Here is a 23,857-nt window from a genome sequence, read left to right as displayed (position 1 = left end):
GTTCGCTCCGGTTGACGCCTGGTCAAGGGCGCCCGCTCGTCCGGCCGGTCGGTACGGCGGTCAGCGGCCCAGTCGGCCGCGGACCATGCCCAGCATGGCGTTCAGCTCCTCGATCCGCAGGCGCTTCGCGATGAACACGAAGACCAGCAGCTGGAGGCCGCCGCCCAGGGCCACCGAGAGCACGCTGCCCGGCCAGCCGCCGAGCACCTGCTGGATCCCCAGGCTGACGCCGAGGCCGACCACGGCGGCCGGGACACAGGCGGCGGCCAGCCGGCTGTAGGTCTTGCCGATCCGCTTGCTGTCCAGGCCGCCGATCTTCTTCTTCAGCTTCGGCAGGGCGACCGTCACCCCGACGGCGTAGGCCAGGCCGTAGCCGAAGGACATCCCGATCACCGCCCACTGAGCGGGCAGCAGCAGCCAGCACAGCACCGAGAAGCCGGCCTGGCTGACGGCCACCCACACGGTGTTGGAGAACGGCGTCCGGGTGTCCTCGTAGGCGTAGAAGCCGCGCAGCATCACGTACTGCGCCGAGTACGGGATCAGCCCGAGCGCGAAGGCCGAGAGCATCAGACCGACGTTGGTCGCGTCCTCCAGGGCCGTCGTGCTGCCGCCGACCGCGTAGATCGAGCGGCCGATCGCCGGGCCGAGCGCCAGGAACAGGAACGCGCCCGGCACGACCGCCACCGCGGTGGTGCGCAGCCCGTACGAGAGGTCGTCGCGGACGGCCCCGGCGTCCTCGTCGGCCGCCGCCCGGGAGAGCCGGGGGAGCACCGCGCTCATGATCGAGACGGTGATGACGGCCTGCGGGAGCTGCCAGATCAGCAGGGCGTTGGAGAAGGCGGAGAGGCCGACACCGCCGTGGCCCGCCTTGTCGGCCGCGCTGCCGGCGGAGGTGGCCAGCTGGGTGATCACCAGGTAGCCGGCCTGGTTGGCGAGCACGAAGAAGAAGGTCCACTTGGCCAGGCGGGCGGCCTTGCCCAGGCCGTGGCCGCGCCAGTCGAAGCGCGGCCGGAAGCGGAAGTCGGCCGCCCGCAGGTACGGGATCATCGCCAGCGACTGGACGACCAGGCCGAGCAGGGTGCCGATGCCGAGCAGCCGGACGCCCTCGGGGGAGATGGTCTCCGGGGTGACCTGGGTGCCGCCGAAGCCGCCGTAGACCCAGATGTACGCGCCGAAGGTGAAGATCACCACGATGTTGTTGAGGACCGGTGTCCACATCATCGCGCCGAACCGGCCGCGGGCGTTGAGGATCTGGCCCATCACCACGTGGACGCCCATGAAGAAGATGGTCGGCAGGCAGTACCGGGCCAGCGCCACCGTGGTGTCGGCGCGGGCCGGGTTCTCCATCATCGAGTGCGAGATGAGCTGCACCAGCAGCGGGGCGCCGAGCACCGCCAGGAACACCACGCCGCCGAGGCCGACCATCACCAGGGTGAGCAGCCGGCTGGCGTAGGCGGTGCCGCCGTCCTCGTCGGTCTTCATGCTGCGCACCAGCTGCGGCACGAAGACCGCGTTCAGCGCGCCGCCGCCGATCAGGATGTACAGCAGCGTCGGCAGGGTGTAGGCGGCGTTGTACGAGTCGCCCATGGTGACGACGCCGATGGCGGCGGTGATCACCATGGTGCGGACGAAGCCGGTGCCGCGGGAGACCAGGGTGCCGGCCGCCATGATCGCGCTGGAGTTCAGCAGCGAGGCGACCTTGCCGCCGCCGGCCGGGGCCTGGGCCGGCTCGGCGGCGGGCGCGGCGGTGTCGCCGGGCTGCTCGGCGCGCCGGTCGGCCGCGAGGTCCGCCAGCGGCTCGACCGCCGGCGGCACCGCGACGGCGGCCACCTGCATGGTGGCCTCCTCCTCGGAGAGCGGCGGGTCGAACTCGATCGGCGGCACGAAGGGGTGCTGTCCGTTCGGGCCGCCGTGCGGCGGCTGCGCCGGGTGGCCGCCCACCGGCGGGAAGGGCGCGGGCGCGCCGGGCGCGTACGGCGCCGGTCCGGCGGGCGGGGCCGCCGGGGCCATCGGCTGGACCGGGGCCGGCTGCGGCGCCGGCGGCTGCCCGGCGGCGTCCGCCCGCTGACCGCCGAACAGCGCGTCCACCCCGACGTACTCGGTGGTCTCGGTGTCCCAGGCGGAGTGCGCCGGTCCGGGCTCCCACTGCTGCCGGGGCTGCTCGACGCCGCCCCACCCGCCGTCGCCGGCCGGGGCCTGCTCCTGCTGCCAGCCGGGCTGCGCCGGGGCGTCCCAGCCGGGCTGCACCGGCGGCACCGGGGGCGAGAACGGGGCCGCGGGCTGGTACGGGGCCGGCGGCACCGGCGTCGGGTAGCCGCCGCCCTGCGGGGGCAGCTGCGGCGGCACGTCGTACGCGGTGGCCGGCTGCTGCGGCGCGGCCGGCTGGCCGGCCCGCAGGCCGTAGGGGTCCTGACCGTCCTGTGGGCTCCCGTACGCCTCGGCCGCGTACGGGTCCTGGGCGTAGGTGTCGGCCACGTACCAGTCGCCGGAGGGCGACTCGGCGCCCGGCCGGCTCTCGGCGCGGCCCGGCGGCCGCTCCTCGCTGCGCCCGGTCATGTCACCTCTTCAGTGTCGTGGGGGAGGCCGGCCCGGTGTCGCGGGCGGTCGGCGGTGTCAAGGACCAACCTTCTCATCACCGGTCGCCCGATCCCGGCCATCGGCGCCGCTGCCGCGCGGTGTCTGCGCGGGGGCGCCCTCCTCGCCGTCGTCGTCGCGGTCCTGGTCGGGGCCGTCCTCCGGGCCGTCCTGGGGGCCGTCCTCGGGGTCGGTCCCGGCCGGCTCGGCCGCGTGGCCCGCCGCCGGGTCGTCGTCGACCGGCTGGTCCCCGTCCTCGTGCGGCTGCCCGCCGCGCCGCTTGCGCTGGCGGACGAACCGCAGCGCGGCCAGCAGCAGCAGGACGCCGGCGCCCGCGAAGACGTACAGCACGCCGTTGGTCACCGAGGTGACCTCGACGGTGAAGGTCTTCGGGTCGCCGTACGGCTGCGGGTTGGGGCCGGTGGTCATCAGCTGGGCGGTCACGGTGACCGGGCCGTTGTTGCGGGCCTCGGCGTTGAACCGGAGGGTGACGCTCTGCGAGGCGGGGAGGACCAGCTCCTCCTCCTTGCCCAGCCGCAGCCGGTTCGGCTGGGTCGAGGTGAGCACCAGCTTCAGGTTGGTGACCGTCTGGGTGAGGCCGTTGCGCACGCTGACCTGCAGCTGGCCGGTGTTCCCGGCCAGCGTGACCACGGTCTTCTTCGGTACCTCGACGGCGTTGGTGAGGTCCTTCAGGTACTTCTTGACGCCGTCGCGGTAGGTGTTGCCGGCCGGCGCGTCGGCGCGCCACTCGGTGGACAGCGAGCGGACCATGGCGGCGCTGAACGGGCCGCGCACCCGCTGCGGCAGGGTGAGCACCCGCATCAGGGTGTCCAGGTCGTGCTGGATCCCGTCGGTGGTGCTCAGGTCGGCCGCCGGCAGCTCGGTGGCCCGGGTCTGGGTGGGGTAGTCGGTGGGCGCCGGGACGGCGGTGTTCGCCTTCGGGTCGGGCGCGGACTGGGCCAGCTCGTCCAGCCGGGCCGGGGCCAGCCACTGGCCGGAGGCCTGCTGCAGGGCGTTCGCCAGCACCTTGGCGGTGCCGACCGACAGCTCGCGCGGCGGCATGACCAGCAGGCCGCGCTGGTTCTGCGGCTGCTCGTGGGTGATCGCGAAGGTCTCGGCGAGGAAGCGCTGGGTCGACCGGGTCTGCGCCTGCGGGTCGCCCAGGTCGCCCTGGAACAGCGCGGAGACGGTGTCGTCGGCGACGACGGCGCTCTGCCCGTTGCCGATCGGGCGCACCGCGGTCGGGGTGTACGGGACGGAGTCCGGGTCCGGGATGCTCGTGCCGTCGACCAGCACCAGGCTGCTGCCGGCCTGCTGGGCGATGCCGGCGATCTGCTGGTCGAGGTGGCCCTGGTACGGCCAGGCGACGTCGGAGCGGGTGTCGACGCCCAGCCGGCCCTCGACGGTCAGCCGGCCGGCGGTGGCCGCCTTGTTCAGCGCGGTGCCCATCCCGGCCAGGTCGGCGCCGTTGTGCGCGATCGAGGCGAGGTCCGGGTCGGCGTACGGCAGCGAGACCACCTGGGCGCCGTTCTTGCCGACCGCGGCGCGCAGCTTCTCCAGCCAGGCGATGGCGGCGGCCGAGCCGGTGCCCTGGACGGTGTTGTCGTCCCGGGCCGGCTTGCCGGCCGCCTCGGTGCCGGGCTTCTGCACCCGGTACGACTTGTTGGTCATCGCGAACGCGGTGTCCAGCAGGTCCGGGTCGATCATCCAGGTCAGCCCGGGCAGCTTGGCGCCGGTGTCGACCAGCTCGTACAGCCGCCCGCCCGGGGCGAACTCGGTGGCCAGGCTGTCGTTGCGCAGCACCGGGACGGTCTGGTCGTTCTCGGCGTACGTCTGCGCGGCCAGCACCGGCGCGTGCACCAGCGGCCAGAGCGTGGTGACCTTCGTCGGCTGCGCCTCGGCGCCGCCCGGGTTGTACGGCAGGAAGGTGCGGGCGATGCCCAGCGGCCGGTCGTGGGAGTTGTCGCCGGTCGAGCCCCAGGCGTCCACCGCGAGCTCGTAGACGCCGCTCTCGGACAGCCCGAGTTCGCTCACCGCGACGCCCAGGGTGTACTGCTGGCTCTGGCCGGGGCCGAGCTCCGGCAGGGCGTACTGGGGGCTCTCCAGCTCGGCGCCGTCCCGGTCCATCGGCGTGGTGCGGCCGGCCACCAGGGCGAGGTCGCCGCGCCGCTGCAGCGGCTTGCCGGAGTACGGCTTGCGGACGGCGGCGTGGGCGCCCTTGAGCACCGACTTGCCCGCGTTGGTGACGTGCCCGGTGATCGTCACGGTGCCGTTCGGCGCGGCCACCTGCGGCGCCATCGTCTCGATGGTCATCACCACCGGGTACTCGGCGGACACGCCGCTGTCCGCGGCCTGCCGGACGTCGCCGCCGGCGGGCAGCGCCACCGCCGGGGCGGCCGTGAACAGGGTCACGGCGGCCGCACAGGCGGCGGCGAGGCGGCGGGCGGCGCGCCGCCCCCGGCCGGGTCGTTCGGCGGGGCCCTCGGCCCGTCCAGGCTGTCGGTGCGCCCCCAGGCCCGAGTGCCGTGCCGGCTCGCTCACTCGTTCCGCCCTCGCCGTTCTCGATCGCTCGCTGCTGATGCTGGTCGCCCGGCGCTGCCCGCCTGACGTGATTCACTCGACGCTCTCCGCCGCGCTGCTGCCGGGAGGTTCCGCCGGCCGTGGCGACACGTGACACCGCATCCCCTGTCCGGTGTCCGAGACTCGTCCACCGGCATGGTAACGATGCAGCCCGGCGCGCAGTGTTGCGGGCTGTGGGGTGAGACGCTGGAAACGCGCGGGCGGTTGACCTGTCGGGGCACGTACCCTTGTGAGCCGTGTCCACAGCCAATGAGCCCACCGCGCGCACCGACCGTCCCAGCACCGCCGTCCAGGTCGTCCCAGGCCTGAGCGAGGCCCAGACGCTGGGGCTGCAAGAGCTGCTGCGGGTCTCGCCGGTGGCCGACGAGATCGCCCGCCGGTTCCAGGCGGCCGGGCACCGGCTGGCCCTGGTCGGCGGCTCGGTGCGGGACGCGCTGCTCGGCCGGCTCGGCAACGACCTGGACTTCACCACCGACGCCCGCCCGCAGCAGGTGCTCAAGCTGGTCAAGGGCTGGGCGGACGCGGTCTGGGACGTCGGCATCGCCTTCGGCACCGTCGGCGCCCGCAAGGACACCCCCGAGGGTTCCTTCCTGATCGAGATCACCACCTACCGCTCCGAGGCGTACGACCGCACCTCCCGCAAGCCCGAGGTCAGCTACGGCGACACCATCGACGAGGACCTGGTCCGCCGCGACTTCACGGTCAACGCGATGGCCGTCGACCTGCCCGGCCGCGGCTTCGTCGACCCGCACCACGGGCTGGAGGACCTGGAGGCCCGGGTGCTGCGCACCCCCGCCACCCCCGAGGAGTCCTTCTCCGACGACCCGCTGCGGATGATGCGGGCCGCCCGCTTCGCCGCCCAGCTGGACTTCGACCCGGCGCCCGAGGTGGTCGCCGCGATGACGGCGATGGCCGAGCGGCTCACCATCGTCTCGGCCGAGCGGATCCAGGCGGAGCTGAACAAGCTGCTGCTGTCCCGGCACCCGGTGAAGGGCCTGCGGCTGCTGGTCGACACCGGGCTGGCCGGGTTCGTGCTGCCCGAGCTGCCCGCGCTGCAGCTGGAGCGGGACGAGCACCACCGGCACAAGGACGTCTACGAGCACTCGCTGACCGTCCTGGAGCAGGCCATCGACCTGGAGCAGGACGGCCCGGACCTCACCCTGCGGCTCGCCGCGCTGCTGCACGACATCGGCAAGCCGCGCACCCGCCGCTTCGAGTCGGACGGCCGGGTCTCCTTCCACCACCACGAGGTGGTCGGCGCGAAGATGACCCGCAAGCGGATGCGCGAGCTCAAGTACTCCAAGGAGCTCACCGAGGACGTCTCGCGCCTGGTCGAGCTGCACCTGCGCTTCCACGGCTACGGCGGCGGCGAGTGGACCGACTCGGCGGTGCGCCGCTACGTCACCGACGCCGGCCCGCTGCTGGAGCGCCTGCACAAGCTGACCCGCTCGGACTGCACCACCCGCAACAAGAAGAAGGCGGCGACGCTGTCGCGCACCTACGACGGGCTGGAGCACCGGATCGCCGAGCTGAAGGAGCAGGAGGAGCTGGACGCCGTCCGCCCGGCGCTGGACGGCAACCAGATCATGGAGCTGCTCGCCCTGAAGCCCGGCCCGATGGTCGGCAAGGCGTACAAGCACATGCTTGAACTGCGGCTGGAGCACGGCCCGATGGAGCACGACGAGGCGGTCGCCGCGCTGCGCGACTGGTGGGCCGGCCAGCAGCAGGGCTGACCGGCCGGGGACGTGACGAGGGGGTGGCCCCGGCACTCGGCCGGGGCCACCCCCTCGTCGTGTCCGTCCGTGCGGCGGGCCTCAGCTGATCTGCTTGAGGCAGAGCACGTAGTCCAGGGCGGGGAAGCTGGGGTGCTTGCTGGTGTACCAGCTGTCCGCCTTCGACTGCTTCTCGCAGACCTTCTCGTCCGAGGTGGCGATGTACTTGTAGACCACCTTGTACTGGGCCTTGGAGTCGCCGCAGGGCACCATCGTGACCTTCGGGTGGGTGTCGGTGGTCTCGCTGGTGCCGTTCTCGTTGCGCAGGCAGTCGCCGACCTTGGCGTCGTCCACGCTGTCCTTGGGCGTCGGGGTCGGGGTCGGGGTGAAGGTCGGCAGCGGCGGCGGCGTGAAGGTGTAGGTCGGCTTCGGCAGCGGCGCCGGGGTGAAGGTGAACGGCGTCGTGGTCGGCGTCGTCACCGAGAGCGGTGCGGGGTCGTCCTTGCCCTTCGAGCCGAGCACGCCGGTGGCGGCCAGCAGCACGGTGACGACCAGCGAGACCGGCAGGATCAGCATCGCGATGCTCGGCCGGCGGCCGAGCGGTGTGCCGGGGTCGAGCTGCGGGCCGTGGGTGCCCGGGGCGGGCGGCGGAAGCTTGTTGATCTTGCTGTTGGCGGCCAGGTTCATCAGCAGGGTGATCGGTGCCAGGATCACCGACGCCGGGCTCCACCAGCCCTGCACCAGGGTGCGGGAGGACATGTCGCGCACCGTCGCCGTGCCGCAGGTGCGGCAGAACGGGCCGTGCATCTTCAGCATCCGGTAGGCCAGGATCAGGCCCTGGTGGCCGCGCACGGTGGCCTCCACGGCCGGCATGCCGCCGCAGAACCGGCAGGCCGGACCGTCCATCGGCGGGTAGCCGTAGCCGTCGCCCCCGTAGCCGCCGCCACCGCCGTAGCCGCCGCCGTAGTCGTAGCCGCCGGGCGGCGGGGCGCCGTACGGCTGCTGGGGCGGCGGCGGGGCGCTCGGGTAGCCGTACCCGGGCTGGCCCGCGGGCGGTGGTGGCGGGGCGCCGTAGGGGTTTCCGGCGGAGTACGGGTTGCCGTCGCCGGGCGGCGGCGCGCCGTACGGCATCTGCGGCGGCGGAACGGACAAGGGGTCCCCCTGGAGAGCGGTGGTGACGAAGGGTTCAGGACGACTGCACCGGCGGCTTGCCGGTGCCGGTGCCGGGTGCGGCGGGAGTCATCGGGCCGAGGCAGAGCACGTACCGCTTCTTGTTCCAGCGGCGGCCGCTCTTGCCGGAGACGGCGTAGCTGGTCTGCGACGTCTGCCGACAGCGGCTGACGTCACCGGTGTTCTCGAACTTCGACACTACGCGGTAATTCGCGCTGGAATCAGAGCACTTGACGACTTTCTCGACGCGGCCGCCGCCCACGTGCACGCAGTCGCCGGGTTTGGCGCTGCTGACGCTCGGGCCGGCGACGAAGTAGGCGACGCCGAGCGCCGCGCAGCCGCCCAGCGCGCCGAAGAGCCGCAGCTTCGAACGGCCGCGCTTGGCGGGAGGGGCGGCCGGAGCCGGCGCCGGGTAGCCGGGCGGCTGCTGGCCGTACGGCGGCTGGCCGTAGCCGGGCTGCCCGTACGGGGACTGGCCCGGAGCGGGCTGGCCGTACTCCGGCTGCCCGTAGGCCGGCTGCCCGTAGGCCGGCTGGCCGTACGGCTGGGCCGGCTGCCCGTACCCGGGCGGCGGGCCGTAGGCGGGCGGCGGCGGCCCGAAGCCGGGCGGGCCGGACTGCGGCGGTACGGACGGCTGCGGCGGCGCGTACCCGGGCGGCGGCCCGTACGGGCTGGGCGGTGTGCTCATCAGTTCGTCCCCCGAGACCGAGTGCTGTCGCTCCGACAGGTCTGAGTACCTTAGCGAGTCGGTCGGACGCCATCCGTCCCGAGGTCCCGCCGGTTTTCCGGTCGTCCGGGGGACGGCGTCATCGGGTCACCGCGTCAGTGGCCGACCGGGCCGGTGCCGTCCGGCGGGCGGCGGCGGGCGGCGCGCAGGTAGAGGACGGCGGTGAGCGCGTACACCGCGGCGACCCCGACCACCACCGCGACCGAGCGGCCGGACAGCGGCAGCACCAGCGCCGTGACCAGGGCGGCGGCCACGAAGGCCACGTTGAACAGCACGTCGTAGACGGCGAAGACCCGGCCGCGGAACTCGTCCTCGACCGACTCCTGCACCACCGTGTCGGCGCAGATCTTGGTGCCCTGGGTGACCACCCCGAGCAGCAGGGCCGCGATCAGGCAGGGCACCACGGTGAAGCTCAGGCCCAGCGCGGGGACGAAGACCACCGGCGCCACCAGGCAGGCCGTCATCCACCCGGCCAGGCCGAGCCGGTGGGTGCACCACGGGCTGACCACCGCGGCGACGAAGAACCCGGCGGCGGACAGGCCGACCGCCTGGCCGAGGGTGGCGAGGCCGGCCGCGCTGTCGGTCGGGTCGTTGAAGGTGTACCGGGCGAGCATCACCACGACCACGATCAGCACGCCGTAGCAGAACCGGGCCGCGGTGACGGCGGCCAGCGCGTGCACCGCGGGCCGGCAGTCCCGCACCAGGTGGCGCACGGCCGCGCCGAGTTCGACGGCGGCCCGCCCCAGCGCCTGGCCGAGCCCCGGGCGGTCGCCGTGCTGCTCGGGACCGAGCAGGTCGCGGTCCATCCGGCGGGCGGCCAGCGCGGCCGAGAGGTAGAGCAGCGCGGCCACCGTGACCAGCGCGGCGTCCGCGCGCGGGCCGGGGGTCATCACCTGGTGCAGCAGGAAGCCCAGGCCCCCGCCGGAGGCGGCGGCGACGGTGCCGAGGGTGGGGGAGAGCGCGTTGGCGGTGACCAGTTGCTCCTGCTCCACCACCCGGGGCAGGGCGGCGGACAGCCCGGCCAGGATGAACCGGTTGAGCGCCGTCACCAGCAGCGCGGAGGCGAAGAACAGCCAGGTCGGCGCCTCGGCCAGGAGCAGCGCGGCGGTGCCCAGACCCAGCCCGAAGCGGGCCAGGTTGCCGAAGTAGAGCACCTGGCGGCGGCGCCAGCGGTCCAGCAGCACCCCGGCGAACGGGCCGATCACCGAGAACGGCAGCAGCATCACGGCCAGCACCGAGGCGATGTCGGCGGGGGAGGACTGCTTCTCCGGGGAGAACACCACGTAGGCGGCGAGCGAGACCTGGAAAACCCCGTCCGAGAGCTGGGAGAGGACCCTGGCGGTCAGCAGCCGCCGGAAGTCGCGGCCCCGGAGCAGGTCGGCGAGCGTGGCGCGGTGCGCGGACTGGTGGGTGCTGCCGTTCTCGGTGATCGCCACCCGCCCAGGGTGCCACGGAACCCCGCGCTGTTTCACGTGAAACATCGGCAGGGAAAAGGTGAAGGGCTCACGATCCGGAGACCGTGAGCCCTTCGGTGAGGCTATGTGCGCCTATGAGCGATCAGCTCGGCGCTCAGTGCTCAGCACTCAGCACTCAGTGCTCAGCGCTCGACCTCGCCGCGGATGAACTTCTCGACGTTCTCCTTGGCCTCGTCGTCGAAGTACTGCACCGGCGGGGACTTCATGAAGTACGAGGACGCCGACAGGATCGGGCCGCCGATGCCGCGGTCCTTGGCGATCTTCGCGGCGCGCACGGCGTCGATGATGACACCGGCCGAGTTCGGGGAGTCCCAGACCTCCAGCTTGTACTCCAGGTTCAGCGGGACGTCGCCGAAGGCCTTGCCCTCCAGGCGGACGTAGGCCCACTTGCGGTCGTCCAGCCAGGCCACGTAGTCCGAGGGACCGATGTGGACGTTCTTGGCGCCCAGCTCGCGGTCGCGGATCTGCGAGGTGACGGCCTGGGTCTTGGAGATCTTCTTGGACTCCAGGCGCTCGCGCTCGAGCATGTTCTTGAAGTCCATGTTGCCGCCGACGTTCAGCTGCATGGTGCGCTCGAGGATGACACCGCGGTCCTCGAACAGCTTGGCCATCACGCGGTGCGTGATGGTGGCGCCGACCTGGGACTTGATGTCGTCACCGACGATCGGCACGCCGGCCTCGGTGAACTTGTCCGCCCACTCCTTGGTGCCCGCGATGAACACCGGCAGGGCGTTCACGAAGGCGACCTTGGCGTCGATGGCGCACTGGGCGTAGAACTTGGCCGCGGCCTCGGAGCCGACGGGCAGGTAGCAGACCAGGACGTCGACCTGCTGGTCCTTGAGGACCTGGACGACGTCGACCGGGGCCTCGTCGGACTCCTCGATGGTCTCCAGGTAGTACTTGCCCAGGCCGTCGAGGGTGTGGCCGCGCTGGACGGTGACGCCGGTCGGCGGCACGTCGCAGATCTTGATGGTGTTGTTCTCGCTGTTGCCGATGGCGTCGGCCAGGTCGAAGCCGACCTTCTTGGCGTCGACGTCGAAGGCGGCGACGAACTCCACGTCACGGACGTGGTAGTCACCGAACTGGACGTGCATCAGCCCGGGGACCTTGCCGGCCGGGTCGGCGTCCTTGTAGTACTCGACACCCTGCACCAGCGACGCGGCGCAGTTGCCCACGCCCACGATGGCTACGCGAACCGAACCCATTCCGGTTGCTCCCTCTGATCTCATGAGGGCCGCCGGATGTGACGGCACTCGTCCTGCTTCTTCGAATGACTGCTTGTACGGGCGCGCGGGGCGCCCTCTCCTACCGCGCGGCACGGGGCCGGCGCGGTGTCAGCGCTCCTGGGCGGAGCGCCCCGGGCGGTCGTACGGTGGCCCGGGCGGGCCCGGAGGCCCGTCCTCCTGGCCACGGCCGTCCGAAGTCTTGGGGGGTGTGGCGGCGGTGCCACCACCGGCGGGACCGGGCCGGCCGGTGCGGTTGGCCCGCTCGGTCTCGATCAGCTCGTTGAGCCAGCGGACCTCGCGCTCCACCGATTCCAGTCCGTGCCGCTGAAGTTCGACGGTGTAGTCGTCGAACCGCTCGCGGGCCCGGGCCAGCGAGTTGCGCATCCGCTCCAGGCGCTCCTCCAGCCGGCTGCGGCGGCCCTCCAGGACGCGCATCCGCACGGCCCGGTCGGTCTGGCCGAAGAACGCGAAGTGGACGCCGAAGTGCTCGTCCTCCCAGGCGTCCGGGCCGGAGTCGGCGAGCAGTTCCTCGAAGCGCTGCTTCCCCTCGGCGGAGAGCCGGTAGACGATCTTGGACCGCTTGCCGTTGAGCGCGGTGGCCGGGACGTACTCGACGTCCGGGTTGTCCTCGACCAGGAAACCCTGGGCGACCAGGCTCTTCAGGCAGGGGTAGAGCGTTCCGTAGGAGAGCGCGCGGAACGTTCCGAGCAGGATGTTGAGCCGCTTGCGCAGTTCGTAGCCGTGCATCGGGGCGTCGTGGAGCAGGCCGAGAACGGCGAATTCCAGCACTCCTGAGCGTCTGCCCACCGGTGTGGTCCTCCTCCCTCTCGACCCTGGTCCGGCCGTGCATCGGAACGATATGCCGTTTCGATGTATCGGCTCGATATATCGAGAACAGTAAGCCTGACCCCCGGAACCGGCAAGGGGGGCACGCGTGAATGTGATCACAAGCCGACGCGCGGGTGGGCTTGGCAACGGGCGTGTAATGATCTGACGCCGTTTTGCGGGTATTGGCGGCTGATGCCCGATTAGTTGTATTTCCAGGCTGCGTACGCTGTCGCGTGTGCACGAGGACCACCTCCGGGATCGGGTCGGTTTGCGGGCATTCGGACGTGAACCTGCCTTCAGGCTGTAACCGCCTGGCGAGGAGTGGCTGGAAACATGAGCGAACGGCGGCGCAGGACGCCCAACCCGGGCGGCGAGGGTCAGCAGCCCCCGGGGAACAGCGGAGGCCGCCGGGGCGGACCGGGCCGCGACGAGCTGGGCTCGGACGGCGTCGGCCGACGGCGCCCGCCGGGGATGCGGGAGACCGCGCAGCAGCCCCGGATGACCAGGGCCGAGATGCGCAAGGCCGGGCAGAAGGGCGGCAAGGGCGGCGGTCGCCGCGGCGCCGCCGAGGCCGCGGCCGCGGGCCCGGGCAAGAAGCGCTTCATCGACTACCCGCGGTTCGGCAAGACCGGCGTCAAGCGCTGGCTGCCGTCCTGGAAGCAGTGGCTGAGCGGGTTCCTGCTGGTCTTCGGGTGCTTCGTGGGCCTGGTCTTCTACCTGTACCAGACCACCCAGATCCCCGACATGAACGCGCTGGTGAACCAGCAGAACACCATCTACTACTGGGCAGACGGCTCCGAGATGACCCGCAAGGGCGAGGCGAACCGTCAGATCGTCGAGCTCAAGGACATCAGCCCCAACCTGCAGAACGCCGTCATCGCCGCGGAGAACCAGAGCTTCAGGACCGACAGCGGCATCGACCCCAAGGGCATGCTCCGCGCCGTCTACAACATGGCGAAGGGCGGCGAGACCCAGGGCGCCTCGACGATCACCCAGCAGTACGTGAAGAACGCCTACCTGAGCCAGGAGCAGACCCTGAGCCGCAAGGTGCGGGAGTTCTTCATCACGCTGAAGATCAACCAGAAGCTCGACAAGGACGAGATCCTCAAGGGCTACCTGAACACCAGCTGGTTCGGCCGCGGCGCGAACGGCGCCCAGGCCGCCGCCCAGGCGTACTACGGGGTCGACGCCAAGGACCTCAACGTGTGCCAGAGCGCGATGCTGGCCGGCCTGCTGAAGGGTGCCGGGCTCTTCGACCCGACCAACCCGAACAACAAGCAGCGCGCGGTGGACCGGTGGGGCTGGATCCTCGACCAGATGATCAAGACCAAGGCCATCACCCCCGAGGACAAGGCCAAGTGCACGGCCTTCCCGGACCCGATCCCGCAGAAGCAGAGCTCGAAGATGAACGGTGAGATCAGCTACCTGGTCGACACCGCGAACCGGTACGTGATGACCACCGACAAGACGATCACCCAGCAGGTGATCGACAAGGGCGGCCTGAAGATCTACACGACCTTCGAGAAGGACAAGGTCGACGCCCTGAAGAAGGCCGTCGACGACGTCAAGGCCGAGAACCTCAACCCGCAGAAGCGGCCCGACAACGACACCTTCGTCCAGTTCGCCTCCGCCAGCATCAGGCCGGGCGACGGCGCGATCGTCGCCATCTACGGCGGCGACGGCGTGGAGAACGGCCACTTCGACAACAACGCCGAGGCCACCGGTGTGCAGGTCGGCTCGACCTTCAAGCCCTTCGTGCTGGCCGCCGCGATGCAGATGGGCGTGCAGACCGCGAAGGACGACAGCGGCAAGCCGAAGAAGATCAACGCCGACAGCCGCTACCTGTCCGACGACATGGCCGAGATCCGCAAGGCGGACGGCTCGCCGGTGATCGGCGACGACGGCAAGCCCTACCGGCAGAAGAACGAGGACACCGGCAAGCGCGGCTACGTCTCGCTGCGCCAGGCCATGCAGTGGTCGTACAACGTGCCCTTCGTCCAGCTCGGGCAGGACGTCGGCGGCCAGAACATCGCCGACATGGCGGTCCAGATGGGCATCAAGAAGGAGAGCCTGGCCAGCCCGACCACCGCGACCTTCCCGATCGGCACCTCCACCATCAGCCCGATCCGGATGGCCACCGCCTACGGCACCCTCGCGGCCAGCGGCAAGGAGGCCGAGCCCTACTCGGTCACCAAGGTCGAGATCGACGGCCGGGAGAAGCCGGGCTTCGGCAGGAAGGACACCAAGGTGGCGCTGGACGCGGCCGTCGCCGACAACATCACCGACGTGCTGGTCAACGTGGCCTCCAAGGGCACCGGTATCAAGACCAACGCGCTGGGCCGCCCGGTGGCCGGCAAGACCGGTACCACCGACAAGAACAAGTCGGCCTGGTGGGTGGGCTACACCCCGCAGCTGGTGACCAGCGTCGCGATGTGGCGCGAGGACCCGAGCAAGCACCAGCGGGAGTCGCTCAACGGCACCGGTGGCAAGGAGTCCATCCACGGTGGTGACATCCCGACCGACATCTTCACGCGGTACATGAAGGCCGCGCTCGCCAACGAGAAGAAGATGGACTTCCCGACCCCGACGCCGGTCGGCTCCGAGGTGGACTCCTCGGGCGCGCCGTCCACGGCCTCCGCGGCGCCGAGCATGACGGCCTCCGACACGCCGTCCGCCCCGGTCCAGCCGCAGCCCAACCAGTCGCAGCCGAACCAGCCGCAGCCGCCGCAGCCCTCCCAGGGCGGGAACTGCGTCCCCGGCGTGGACTGCCAGAACCCGCAGCCGACCAAGACGCACACCGGGAACCCGCAGCCGACCGGCAGCTGCCTGCCGCTGATCAACTGCCCGCCGGCCACCCCGACCGACGGCACCTCCCCGGGTGGCAGCGGCGGCAACGGCGGCGGGGGCGGCCACACCGGCCGGCCGACGCCCAGCAGCACCCCCTAGCGGCCCACCGGGCGCCCGACGGGCGGTGCCGGACGAACGACGGCGGTGGCGGTCCTCCTCGGAGGGCCGCCACCGCCGTTCCGGTACGGGGGCCCGGCCCGTCCCGGGTGCCGGACGCCGCCGGACGGTTGCGGGGTCCTCCTCGTCCGGGCGCGGCCGGTGCGGCAGGATGTCCGGCATGACGTCGAGCGATCGTGACGAAACCGCCGGCCCGCCCGGGCCCGGCGCAGCCGAAGGGCCCACCCCGGCAGCCGTCGCCACGGCCGTGCCGCCGGTCGACACCGTGGTCGTCCCCGCGGACGAGGACCCGGTGGCGGCGGCCGGCAGCGAGGTGATCGGCGGCCCGCCCGGGCGGCGGGCGCTGCTCGGCGTCTCCTGGTGGATCCCGGCCCGCTTCCTGGCGCTGGTGGTCATCGTGGTCTCGGTGCTCGGCATGGCGCAGAAGCTGCCCTGCTACGAGCAGGCCTGGTTCCAGCCGGGCTCGCCGCAGTACATCCACGCCTGCTACAGCGACGTCCCGCACCTGTTCTCCGGGCGCGGCTTCGCGGCCGGGCTGCACCCGTACGTGGACCGCATCCCGGGCAGCTCGGGGGACCTGCAGTACCTGGAGTACCCGGTGCTGACCGGCCTGTTCATGCAGGTCGCGGCCTGGCTGACGCCCGGCGGCGGGGACCAGCAGAGCCAGGAGCAGTGGTTCTGGGCGATCAACGCCGGGATGCTGATGGCCTGCGCGGTGATCGCCGTGGTCGCGCTCTCCCGCACCCACCGCCGCCGGCCGTGGGACGCCCTGATGTTCGCGATGGCGCCCGTCCTGCTGCTCAACGGCACGGTCAACTGGGACCTGCTCGCCGTCGCGCTGGCCGCCGTGGCGATGGCCTGGTGGTCCCGCTCCCGGCCGGGCTGGGCCGGCGTCTTCATCGGCCTGGCCACCGCGGCCAAGCTCTACCCGCTGCTGCTGCTCGGACCCCTGCTGGTGCTCTGCTGGCGGGCCGGGAAGTGGCGCGAGTTCGGCGCGGTGCTGGGCGGCGCGGTGGGCTCCTGGCTGGTGGTCAACCTGCCGATCATGCTGGTCAACTGGCAGGGCTGGTCGACCTTCTACGTGTTCAGCAAGCACCGCGGCGAGGACTACGGCTCGATCTGGCTGCTGCTGATGCGCTGGCGCGGCGCCGCGCTGGCCGACCTCGACCTGTACATCGCGGTGCTGATGGTGCTGGGCTGCCTGGCCATAGGGTGGCTCGGCCTCGCGGCGCCCCGCCGGCCGCGCTTCGCGCAACTCGCCTTCCTGGTGGTCGCGCTGTTCATCCTGACCAACAAGGTGTACTCGCCGCAGTACTCGCTCTGGCTGCTGCCGCTCGCGGTGCTGGCCCGGCCGCGCTGGCAGGACTTCCTAATCTGGCAGGCCTGCGAGGTGCTGTACACCCTGGGCATCTGGTCCCACCTGGGCTTCGTGACCGGGCCCAAGCAGCACGGGATCGGCGAGCCCTGGTACAACTTCGCGCTCGTGCTGCACGTGCTGGGCACGCTCTACCTGGTCGTCCTGGTGGTGCGCGACGCCCTCCGGCCGGAGCGCGACCCGGTCCGCTGGGACGGCAGCGACGACCCCTCCGGCGGGGTGCTCGACCACGCCCCGGACGTGTCCGTGCTCGGCACCGCCCGGTACCTGCGCGAGCAGCAGGACTACGTCGGCGCCGGATACGCGCCGGCCGGCCCCGAGCAGTGGCTGAACGAGCCCGAACTGCCGGAGCCGGCCGAGAAGGCGTGACCCGCCGGGAAGCCCCTGGGCGTGTCTTGCGGATCTTTGCCGGGTCCGCGGCGTTGGGACACGCACCTCGCCGCGTTGTCGTCGGTCGCCAATGGCCCCCAGCCTTCGGCCGGGAGGTGCCCCCACCGCAGTGGCTCCCTCCTCCGCCTTGCGATGCACGCACCCCAACGCCGCGGCCTGATCCGACAAGATCCACAAGACGCGCCCTAACGGTCCACCACGCGGTCGAAGTGCGTGGTGGTGTGCCGGACCTGGAGGCCGAGCTCCTCGCCGATCGCGGGGGGCGCGGTCTCCCCGTCCAGGAACAGCAGCGAGACCTGCATGTGCGGCGGCTCGGCGAACCACAGCTGCTTGCCGGCCCAGTGGAACGGCGACTTGGTCTTGTTGACGGTCGCCAGGCCGGCCCGGGCGATGCCCTTGGCCCGCGCGCCCATGCTCTGCACGTACTTGGGCGCCTCCAGGCCGATGCCGTGCGCGGTGCCGCCGGCGACCACCAGGATGTGGCCGTCGGACGGCGCCGGGTGCTGGCGGTAGCCGTAGCGGTCGCCCTTCTTCACCGGGGTGACGTCCAGCACGGTGGCCCGGACCTCCAGCGCGGCGTGGTCGCCGAGCCAGAGCCGGGTGCCGATCCGGGCCCGGAAGACGGTGTCCGGGTAGCGCTGGCCCAGCTGCTCCATGCCGGCCGCGCCGAGGTGGCTGACGAACACGGTGTGCACCGGCACGCCGGCCGCCCGGGCGGTGTCCACCCAGTAGGCGACCTCCTCGACCGGGCTGGAGCCGTCCGGCCGGTCCATCGGCAGGTGCAGCGCCAGGCCCTCGAAGGAGACGCCGTCCAGCTCGGCGGCGACGGCCTTCAGGTCGGCCGCGCTCACGCCGTGCCGGCGCATGGTGGTCATGCACTCCAGCACCACCCGGGCGCCGTGCAGCGCCCGCAGCGCGTCCACGCTCGCCACCGTCCGGATCACCCGGGCGTGCGGCAGCGGCAGCACCTCCTCGCCGACCCGGTACGGGGTGAGCACCAGCAGCTCGCCGCCGTAGTACTCGGCGGCGTCGGCCGCCTCGTAGGCGGTGCCGACGGCGAGGACACCGGTGCCGAGCAGCGTCGCCTCCTCGGCCAGCCGGTGGTTGCCCAGGCCGTAGCCGTTCCCCTTGGCGACCGGTACCAGGCCGGGGAACTCGGCGAGGACGGAGCGCTGGTGGGCGCGCCAGCGGTCGGTTTCGAGGTAGAGCGACAGTGTCATCGGGTCGGCCTCCTGAGCGGCGGACGGGCAGCGCGGACCGGGGTCAGCGGCGGGACATGTAGAGGTCGAGCGCCTTGTGCAGCAGCTTGTTGAGCGGGAAGTCCCACTCGCCGAGGTACTCGGCCGCCTGGCCGCCGGTGCCGACCTTGAACTGGATCAGACCGAACAGGTGGTCGTTCTCGTCCAGGGTGTCACTGATGCCGCGCAGGTCGTACACGCCGCCACCGAGCGCGTAGGCGTCGCGCATCATCCGCCACTGGATCGCGTTCGAGGGCTTGACCTCGCGCTTGTGGTTGGCCGAGGCGCCGTAGGAGTACCAGACGTGCTCGCCGACCACCAGCATCGTGGTCGAGGCCAGCGGCTCGCCCTCGTGGTAGGCGATGTAGAGCCGCATCCGGTTCGGGTCCTCGGAGTTGAGGGCCTTCCACATCCGCTGGAAGTAGGCCAGCGGGCGCGGGGTGAACTTGTCGCGCTCGGCGGTGACCAGGTAGAGCTGGTGGAAGATCGGCAGCTCGTCGTAGCCGCCCTGGACGACCTCGACGCCGCTCTTCTCGGCCTTCTTGATGTTGCGGCGCCAGAGCTGGTTGAAGCCCTTCTGGATGTCGTCCAGCGAGCGGTTGGCCAGCGGCACCTGGTACACGTAGCGCGGCTGGACATCGCCGAAGCCGGCGCCGCCGTCCTCGCCCTGCAGCCAGCCGGCCTTCCGCAGCCGGTCGGCCACCTCGAAGGCGCGTGCCTCGTACCAGTCGGCCTCGACGTCGCGCAGGCGCTTGGCCTGCTTGGCGGCGATGGCCTCCTTGATGGTCGGCGCGTTCCAGCGGCGGATCACCACCGGCGGGCCCATCTTCACCGAGAACGCGCCCTGCGACTTGAGGTGCGCCAGCATCGGGGAGAGCCAGCGGTCGAGGTCGCGGTCGAACCAGTCGATGACCGGGCCCTCGGGCAGGTAGGCGAGGTAACGCTTGAGCTTGGGCAGCTGGCGGTAGAGCACCAGGCCGGCGCCGACGAGCTGGTTCTGGTCGTCGAACCAGCCGATCGACTCCGAGCGCCATTCGGCCTTCACGTCACCCCAGGCCGGCACCTGCATGTGGCTGGCCGAGGCGCGGCTCCTGATGAAGGCGAGGTGCTCCTCGCGGGTGATCGTCCTCAGGCGCAGGCTCATTGCTCGGTGCTCCTCGTCGGTCGGGCTGCGGTGGGCCCCGTGTTCTCGGGCTGACCCTATCGTCCGGGGCCCGGACGCCCGCCGCTGCGGGCGCGACGGCGCCCCCGTCGCGTACCTGTCTGCTTGCAGATACGCCACGGGGGCGCCGAGGGTTCCTGGACGGGCGGGGCGGTGGCTCCGCACCGGGCTCCGCGGCCGGCTCAGCCGATCAGGCCGCCGCGGGCGATGCCGAGGTAGAAGCCGACCGCGGAGGCGCCGAGCGTGATCATCAGGACGAACCGCTCCGCCGTGGTGACCGAGACGAACATGCCCCAGAAGCCGGTGATGATCCCGGCCAGGCCGGTCCACGACGTGAGCACGTGCAGGTTGTAGAAGAACGAGGTGGTGAAGGCGATCACGCCGAACAGGGCGGTGAGCGCCACCAGGGTGTTCTCGCGGGGGTGTGCGTGGCCGTCGGTGTTCAGCGTGAGCGCGGGCATGCGGTGGACGGACTGGGCCATGAGTCCCACCTCCTGGCGTGGAGACGAACGGGCAGGAATCCCGTTCCGTCCAGATTGCGGCGGTTGCGCCGCTCTCACAACCCCTATGCGTTTTGTTCGGCCGTCCGGGTGCAGGTAGGCTGTGCCGTCTGCACTGGTGTAGTTGTGCCCCCCTTGTGCCCTCCTGAGGGCCGGTCCCCTCCGGGGGAGCGGGGCCCGACTGTCCGACCCGGCCGCTACGGTGGGCCGGTGTCGTCACCGCACCGGTGCCGACGCTACGCACAACCCTCCTGCCACGGAGAGACCGTGGCCGCTGAGTCCAAAGGAGGTGGGTTACTCATGCGTCACTACGAGCTGATGGTCATCCTCGACCCCTCGGTCGAGGAGCGCGCTGTCTCCCCCCTGATCGAGTCCTTCCTCGCCGTCGTCCGCAACGGCGGTGGCAAGGTCGAGAAGGTCGACACCTGGGGTCGCCGCCGTCTGGCCTACGAGATCAACAAGCAGTCCGAGGGCATCTACTCGGTCATCGACCTGAAGGCCACGCCTGAGGTCGTCAAGGAGCTCGACCGCCAGCTGGGCCTGAGCGAGTCGGTTCTGCGGACCAAGGTCCTGCGCCCGGACACCCACTGAGCCACCTCTGAGGCCTTCGGGTCTCGGGTAGCTCGCGTCCGCTGTTTCACGTGAAACAGCGGTGAACGGACATCTTCCCGAGAGGTCATCACCACCATGGCAGGCGAGACCGTCATCACCCTCGTCGGCAATCTCGTCGACGACCCGGAGCTGCGCTTCACCCCGTCGGGTGCGGCGGTCGCGAAGTTCCGCATCGCGTCCACCCCCCGCACCTTCGACCGTCAGACGAACGAGTGGAAGGACGGCGAGAGCCTCTTCCTCACGTGCAACGTCTGGCGGCAGCCGGCGGAGAACGTGGCCGAGTCGCTGCAGCGCGGCATGCGCGTCATCGTGCAGGGCCGACTGCGCCAGCGGTCTTACGAGACCAAGGAAGGCGAGAAGCGGACGGTCTTCGAGGTCGAGGTCGACGAGGTCGGCCCGAGCCTGCGCTCGGCGACCGCCAAGGTCACCCGGGCCAACCGGTCCGGCGGCCCCGGCGGTGGCGGCGGCTTCGGCGGCCAGCAGGGTGGCGGCCAGGGCAACTGGGGCGGCGGTGGCGGCCAGCAGGGCGGCGGCAACTGGGGTGGAAACTCCGGTGGCGGCCAGTCCGGCCCCTCCGACGACCCGTGGGCGTCCAGCGCTCCGTCCGGTGGAAACCAGGGCGGCGGCGGCTGGGGTGCCCCGTCCGGTGGCGGCTTCTCGGAAGAGCCCCCGTTCTAGAGCTGACAGATTTCGTGCGGCCCGGCCGCAGGCGCCCTCGGGCGCCGGCCGGGCCGTGAAACCAAATGGAGCACACCATGGCGAAGCCGCCTGCTCGCAAGCCGAAGAAGAAGGTTTGCGTCTTCTGCAAGGACAAGGTCAACTACGTTGACTACAAGGACACGAACCTGCTGCGGAAGTACATCTCCGACCGCGGCAAGATCCGTGCCCGCCGGGTCACCGGCAACTGCACCCAGCACCAGCGTGACGTCGCCACGGCCGTGAAGAACAGCCGTGAGATGGCGCTGCTGCCCTACACCAGCACCGCGCGCTAAGAGAGGGTGACCGAGTAATGAAGATCATCCTCACGCACGAGGTGCCGGGTCTCGGCTCCGCCGGCGAGGTCGTCGAGGTCAAGGACGGCTACGCCCGCAACTACCTGGTCCCGCGTGGCTACGCCATCCGCTGGACCAAGGGTGGCCAGAAGGACGTCGACGCGATCCGTCGCGCCCGCAAGATCCACGCCATCCAGACGCTCGAGGCCGCCAACGAGGTCAAGGGCAAGCTCGAGGGCGTCCAGGTCAAGCTGGCCGTCCGCTCGGGCGACGCCGGCCGTCTGTTCGGCTCGGTGACCCAGGCCGACGTCGTCGAGGCCATCAAGGCCGCCGGCGGCCCGGCCGTGGACAAGCGCGCCGTCGCGATCGCCTCGCCGATCAAGACCGTGGGCACCCACAAGGTCTCGGTCAAGCTGCACTCGGACGTCGTGGCCAACCTCGACGTCGCCGTCGTGGCTGCCTGAGTCCCACCAGCAGTGGCCTGAGGGCCGGACTCCTCCGGGAGTCCGGCCCTCGGTCGTTCCCGGCGCCGTCCGCCCTTCAGGCCCGGACGGCGCCGGTGACCAGCCAGCGGCCGCCGCGGGCCCGCCACACCAGGAACGCGGCGCGCACCAGCATGAACAGGTTCATCGCCCACCAGAGCCCGGCCAGCCCGGTGCCGGAGGGCGGCACCGCGAGGGCAGTCGGGACGAACACCGCCAGGGTCGCGAGCGCCGCCCGGGCCAGGTACGGGCCGTCCCCGGCGCCCATCAGCACGCCGTCCAGGACGAAGACCAGGCCGGCCACCGGCTGGGTGAGCGCGAGCAGCAGCAGGGCGGTGGCCAGCTGCCCCTGCACCGCCGGGTCGGGTGTGAACAGCGGCACGTACAGCGGGCGGGCGAGCACCACCAGCAGGCCGAGCACCACCCCGGAGCCGACGCCCCACTCGACCATCCGGCGGGCGGCCTCCTTGGCGCCCGGGACGTCCGAGGCGCCCAGGTGGCGGCCGATGATGGCCTGCCCGGCGATCGCGATGGCGTCCAGCGCGAAGGCCAGGAAGCTGAACAGCGTCATGGTGACCTGGTGCGCGGCGATCTGGTCGTCGCCGAGCCGGGCGGCCACCGCGGTGGCGATCATCAGCACCGCGCGCAGGCTGACCGTCCGCACCAGCAGCGGGCCGCCCGCCCTGGCGCCGGCCCGGATGCCGGCCGCGTCCGGCCGCAGCGAGGCCCCCTCGCGGCGGGCGCCGCGGACCACCACGACCAGGTAGACGGCGGCCATCCCGGTCTGCGCCAGCACCGTCCCCCAGGCCGAGCCGGCCACCCCGAGCCCGGCGCCGTACACCAGCCCGGCGTTCAGCCCGATGTTGGCGGTGAAGCCCGCGACGGCCACCAGCAGCGGGGTGCGGGTGTCCTGCAGGCCGCGCAGCACGCCGGTGGCGGCGAGCACCAGCAGCATCGCCGGGATGCCCAGGGCGCTGATCCGCAGATAGGTTTCGGCGTGCGGCGCGGCGGTCGGCGAGGCGCCCAGCGCGCCGGCCGCCCAGGGGGCCAGCAGCACGGTGAGCAGGACCACCGGGGCGGACAGGCCGAGCGCGAGCCAGAGGCCGTCGACGCCCTGCTGGACGGCGCCCCGGCGGTCCCCGGCGCCGATCCGGCGGGACACCGCGGCCGTGGTGGCGTAGGCGAGGAAGACGAACACCCCGGCGGCGGTGGTGAGCGCGGCGGAGGCGACGCCGACCCCGGCGAGCTGCGGGGTGCCGAGGTGGCCGACGATCGCCGAGTCGGCCATCAGGAACAGCGGCTCGGCGACGAGCGCGCCGAAGGCGGGCACGGCGAGGGCGAGGATCTCGCGGTCGTGCCGGCGGCGGGAGGGCCGGGCGGAGGGGGCGGCGGGAGGCCCGACGGCGGGTCCGGCCGGGGGGTCGGTGGGGGCGGCGGTCATGGGCTCCAGGGTACTCATCCACAGGTAATGACCACGAGTGGTTTTCAGGTCTTACTCGAACTGTGGAGTGACGCACTCGGCGTGCTCGGTGCCCACAGCCGTCCGGGTGTGTGTGAAGAATTTCTCATGCACAGGCCCGGGAAGAAGGAATCCCAGGTCAGCCGGTTGACGGTGGATCGATGGTCGGTTTATCCACAGGGGCTTCCACAGGGGTGTCCACAGCTTTGCGGTACTTCTCCACAGCCCTGGGCCGCTCGTCCACACCCCCTGTGGATAACCGCCTTGGCGCTGGGGCTCCCGGCGCCTTAGCGTGGGCCCTCCGCCCGACACTCCCGCCCACCCCGGCGTCCGATTTGTCACTGCCGTGGCGTACAAAGAGGAGCGGCTCCGCTCCAGAACTCGCACCACT

At 71.9% G+C, this 23,857-nt stretch carries 18 protein-coding genes; 7 read left to right on the top strand and 11 right to left on the bottom strand.

Going from position 1 to position 23,857, the window contains the following annotated elements:
• Window positions 1-60 precede the first annotated feature (60 nt).
• Both murJ and ACPC54_RS04110 read right to left on the bottom strand, forming a co-directional pair.
• Complete coding sequence (gene murJ / locus ACPC54_RS04115; protein WP_498960953.1) at window positions 61-2,556, bottom strand: murein biosynthesis integral membrane protein MurJ; 2,496 nt, start codon at window positions 2,554-2,556, stop codon at window positions 61-63.
• 57 nt (window positions 2,557-2,613) lie between these two features.
• Window positions 2,614-5,115 (bottom strand): DUF6049 family protein, encoded by a 2,502-nt coding sequence (locus ACPC54_RS04110; protein WP_498960951.1) that lies wholly within the window; start codon window positions 5,113-5,115, stop codon window positions 2,614-2,616.
• A gap of 275 nt (window positions 5,116-5,390) precedes the next feature.
• On the opposite strand from ACPC54_RS04110, the gene ACPC54_RS04105 reads away from it, so the two are divergent.
• Entirely contained in the window at window positions 5,391-6,887 is a 1,497-nt protein-coding gene (locus tag ACPC54_RS04105; protein WP_498960949.1) for a CCA tRNA nucleotidyltransferase, read from the top strand.
• Between the two features lie 81 nt (window positions 6,888-6,968).
• On the opposite strand, the gene ACPC54_RS04100 is transcribed toward ACPC54_RS04105, so the two are convergent.
• The 5 genes from ACPC54_RS04100 to ACPC54_RS04080 form a co-directional block, all read right to left on the bottom strand.
• Window positions 6,969-8,018, bottom strand: coding sequence for an LppU/SCO3897 family protein (locus ACPC54_RS04100; protein ID WP_498960947.1), 1,050 nt, complete (start codon window positions 8,016-8,018; stop codon window positions 6,969-6,971).
• A 34-nt stretch (window positions 8,019-8,052) separates the two neighbouring features.
• Window positions 8,053-8,724, bottom strand: coding sequence for an LppU/SCO3897 family protein (locus ACPC54_RS04095; protein ID WP_498960945.1), 672 nt, complete (start codon window positions 8,722-8,724; stop codon window positions 8,053-8,055).
• Window positions 8,725-8,858: 134 nt separating this feature from the next.
• Window positions 8,859-10,199 carry an MFS transporter gene (locus tag ACPC54_RS04090; RefSeq protein ID WP_498960943.1) on the bottom strand — a complete coding sequence of 447 codons (1,341 nt, stop codon included), beginning with the start codon at window positions 10,197-10,199 and terminating at the stop codon, window positions 8,859-8,861.
• 161 nt (window positions 10,200-10,360) lie between these two features.
• A complete protein-coding gene (locus ACPC54_RS04085; RefSeq protein ID WP_045692711.1) occupies window positions 10,361-11,443 on the bottom strand; it encodes an inositol-3-phosphate synthase in 1,083 nt (360 codons plus the stop codon).
• A 129-nt stretch (window positions 11,444-11,572) separates the two neighbouring features.
• Window positions 11,573-12,271, bottom strand: coding sequence for a PadR family transcriptional regulator (locus ACPC54_RS04080; protein ID WP_498960941.1), 699 nt, complete (start codon window positions 12,269-12,271; stop codon window positions 11,573-11,575).
• A 354-nt stretch (window positions 12,272-12,625) separates the two neighbouring features.
• Here ACPC54_RS04080 and ACPC54_RS04075 point away from each other — a divergent pair, with 354 nt between their 5' ends.
• A complete protein-coding gene (locus tag ACPC54_RS04075) occupies window positions 12,626-15,238 on the top strand; it encodes a transglycosylase domain-containing protein (RefSeq protein WP_498960939.1) in 2,613 nt (870 codons plus the stop codon).
• A gap of 178 nt (window positions 15,239-15,416) precedes the next feature.
• Entirely contained in the window at window positions 15,417-17,000 is a 1,584-nt protein-coding gene (locus ACPC54_RS04070) for a glycosyltransferase family 87 protein (RefSeq protein WP_498960937.1), read from the top strand.
• A 206-nt stretch (window positions 17,001-17,206) separates the two neighbouring features.
• Here the strand turns inward: ACPC54_RS04070 and ACPC54_RS04065 are convergent, their stop codons facing one another.
• The 3 genes from ACPC54_RS04065 to ACPC54_RS04055 all read right to left on the bottom strand — a co-directional run bounded on the left by ACPC54_RS04065 (window position 17,207) and on the right by ACPC54_RS04055 (window position 19,903).
• Complete coding sequence (locus ACPC54_RS04065; RefSeq protein WP_498960935.1) at window positions 17,207-18,241, bottom strand: alanine racemase; 1,035 nt, start codon at window positions 18,239-18,241, stop codon at window positions 17,207-17,209.
• Between the two features lie 43 nt (window positions 18,242-18,284).
• Window positions 18,285-19,403, bottom strand: coding sequence for a lipid II:glycine glycyltransferase FemX (locus tag ACPC54_RS04060; protein WP_498960933.1), 1,119 nt, complete (start codon window positions 19,401-19,403; stop codon window positions 18,285-18,287).
• A 200-nt stretch (window positions 19,404-19,603) separates the two neighbouring features.
• A complete protein-coding gene (locus ACPC54_RS04055; RefSeq protein WP_498960931.1) occupies window positions 19,604-19,903 on the bottom strand; it encodes a hypothetical protein in 300 nt (99 codons plus the stop codon).
• A gap of 318 nt (window positions 19,904-20,221) precedes the next feature.
• On the opposite strand from ACPC54_RS04055, the gene rpsF reads away from it, so the two are divergent.
• The 4 genes from rpsF to rplI all read left to right on the top strand — a co-directional run bounded on the left by rpsF (window position 20,222) and on the right by rplI (window position 21,989).
• Complete coding sequence (rpsF, locus tag ACPC54_RS04050; RefSeq protein ID WP_030278276.1) at window positions 20,222-20,512, top strand: 30S ribosomal protein S6; 291 nt, start codon at window positions 20,222-20,224, stop codon at window positions 20,510-20,512.
• Window positions 20,513-20,608: 96 nt separating this feature from the next.
• The gene (locus tag ACPC54_RS04045; RefSeq protein ID WP_498960928.1) at window positions 20,609-21,211 is read left to right on the top strand and encodes a single-stranded DNA-binding protein; all 603 of its coding nucleotides are present in this window, start codon (window positions 20,609-20,611) and stop codon (window positions 21,209-21,211) included.
• Between the two features lie 77 nt (window positions 21,212-21,288).
• A complete protein-coding gene (gene rpsR, locus ACPC54_RS04040) occupies window positions 21,289-21,525 on the top strand; it encodes a 30S ribosomal protein S18 (RefSeq protein ID WP_030059640.1) in 237 nt (78 codons plus the stop codon).
• 17 nt (window positions 21,526-21,542) lie between these two features.
• Window positions 21,543-21,989, top strand: a complete 447-nt coding sequence (gene rplI / locus ACPC54_RS04035) for a 50S ribosomal protein L9 (RefSeq protein ID WP_498960926.1) — start codon at window positions 21,543-21,545, stop codon at window positions 21,987-21,989.
• 76 nt (window positions 21,990-22,065) lie between these two features.
• Here the strand turns inward: rplI and ACPC54_RS04030 are convergent, their stop codons facing one another.
• On the bottom strand, window positions 22,066-23,448 hold the full coding sequence (locus tag ACPC54_RS04030; protein ID WP_498960924.1) for an MATE family efflux transporter: 1,383 nt from the start codon (window positions 23,446-23,448) through the stop codon (window positions 22,066-22,068).
• Between the last annotated feature and the right edge of the window lie 409 nt (window positions 23,449-23,857).

Origin of the sequence: Kitasatospora sp. NPDC094028, from assembly GCF_049543595.1 — a bacterium.
In the GTDB taxonomy this organism is placed as follows: Bacteria; Actinomycetota; Actinomycetes; order Streptomycetales; family Streptomycetaceae; genus Kitasatospora.
The sequence above is the reverse complement of the archived record's forward strand: the minus strand, read 5'-3'. Positions and strand labels throughout refer to the sequence as shown.

What these genes read in the sequence shown, in the direction of transcription:
- rpsF (WP_030278276.1), top strand. Translation starts at nt 20,222, where the DNA reads ATGCGTCACTACGAGCTGATGGTCATCCTCGACCCCTCGGTCGAGGAG.
- ACPC54_RS04065 (WP_498960935.1), bottom strand. Translation starts at nt 18,241, where the DNA reads ATGACACTGTCGCTCTACCTCGAAACCGACCGCTGGCGCGCCCACCAG.
- ACPC54_RS04070 (WP_498960937.1), top strand. Translation starts at nt 15,417, where the DNA reads ATGACGTCGAGCGATCGTGACGAAACCGCCGGCCCGCCCGGGCCCGGC.
- ACPC54_RS04030 (WP_498960924.1), bottom strand. Translation starts at nt 23,448, where the DNA reads ATGACCGCCGCCCCCACCGACCCCCCGGCCGGACCCGCCGTCGGGCCT.
- ACPC54_RS04055 (WP_498960931.1), bottom strand. Translation starts at nt 19,903, where the DNA reads ATGGCCCAGTCCGTCCACCGCATGCCCGCGCTCACGCTGAACACCGAC.
- murJ (WP_498960953.1), bottom strand. Translation starts at nt 2,556, where the DNA reads ATGACCGGGCGCAGCGAGGAGCGGCCGCCGGGCCGCGCCGAGAGCCGG.
- ACPC54_RS04085 (WP_045692711.1), bottom strand. Translation starts at nt 11,443, where the DNA reads ATGGGTTCGGTTCGCGTAGCCATCGTGGGCGTGGGCAACTGCGCCGCG.
- ACPC54_RS04095 (WP_498960945.1), bottom strand. Translation starts at nt 8,724, where the DNA reads ATGAGCACACCGCCCAGCCCGTACGGGCCGCCGCCCGGGTACGCGCCG.
- rpsR (WP_030059640.1), top strand. Translation starts at nt 21,289, where the DNA reads ATGGCGAAGCCGCCTGCTCGCAAGCCGAAGAAGAAGGTTTGCGTCTTC.
- rplI (WP_498960926.1), top strand. Translation starts at nt 21,543, where the DNA reads ATGAAGATCATCCTCACGCACGAGGTGCCGGGTCTCGGCTCCGCCGGC.
- ACPC54_RS04060 (WP_498960933.1), bottom strand. Translation starts at nt 19,403, where the DNA reads ATGAGCCTGCGCCTGAGGACGATCACCCGCGAGGAGCACCTCGCCTTC.
- ACPC54_RS04075 (WP_498960939.1), top strand. Translation starts at nt 12,626, where the DNA reads ATGAGCGAACGGCGGCGCAGGACGCCCAACCCGGGCGGCGAGGGTCAG.
- ACPC54_RS04045 (WP_498960928.1), top strand. Translation starts at nt 20,609, where the DNA reads ATGGCAGGCGAGACCGTCATCACCCTCGTCGGCAATCTCGTCGACGAC.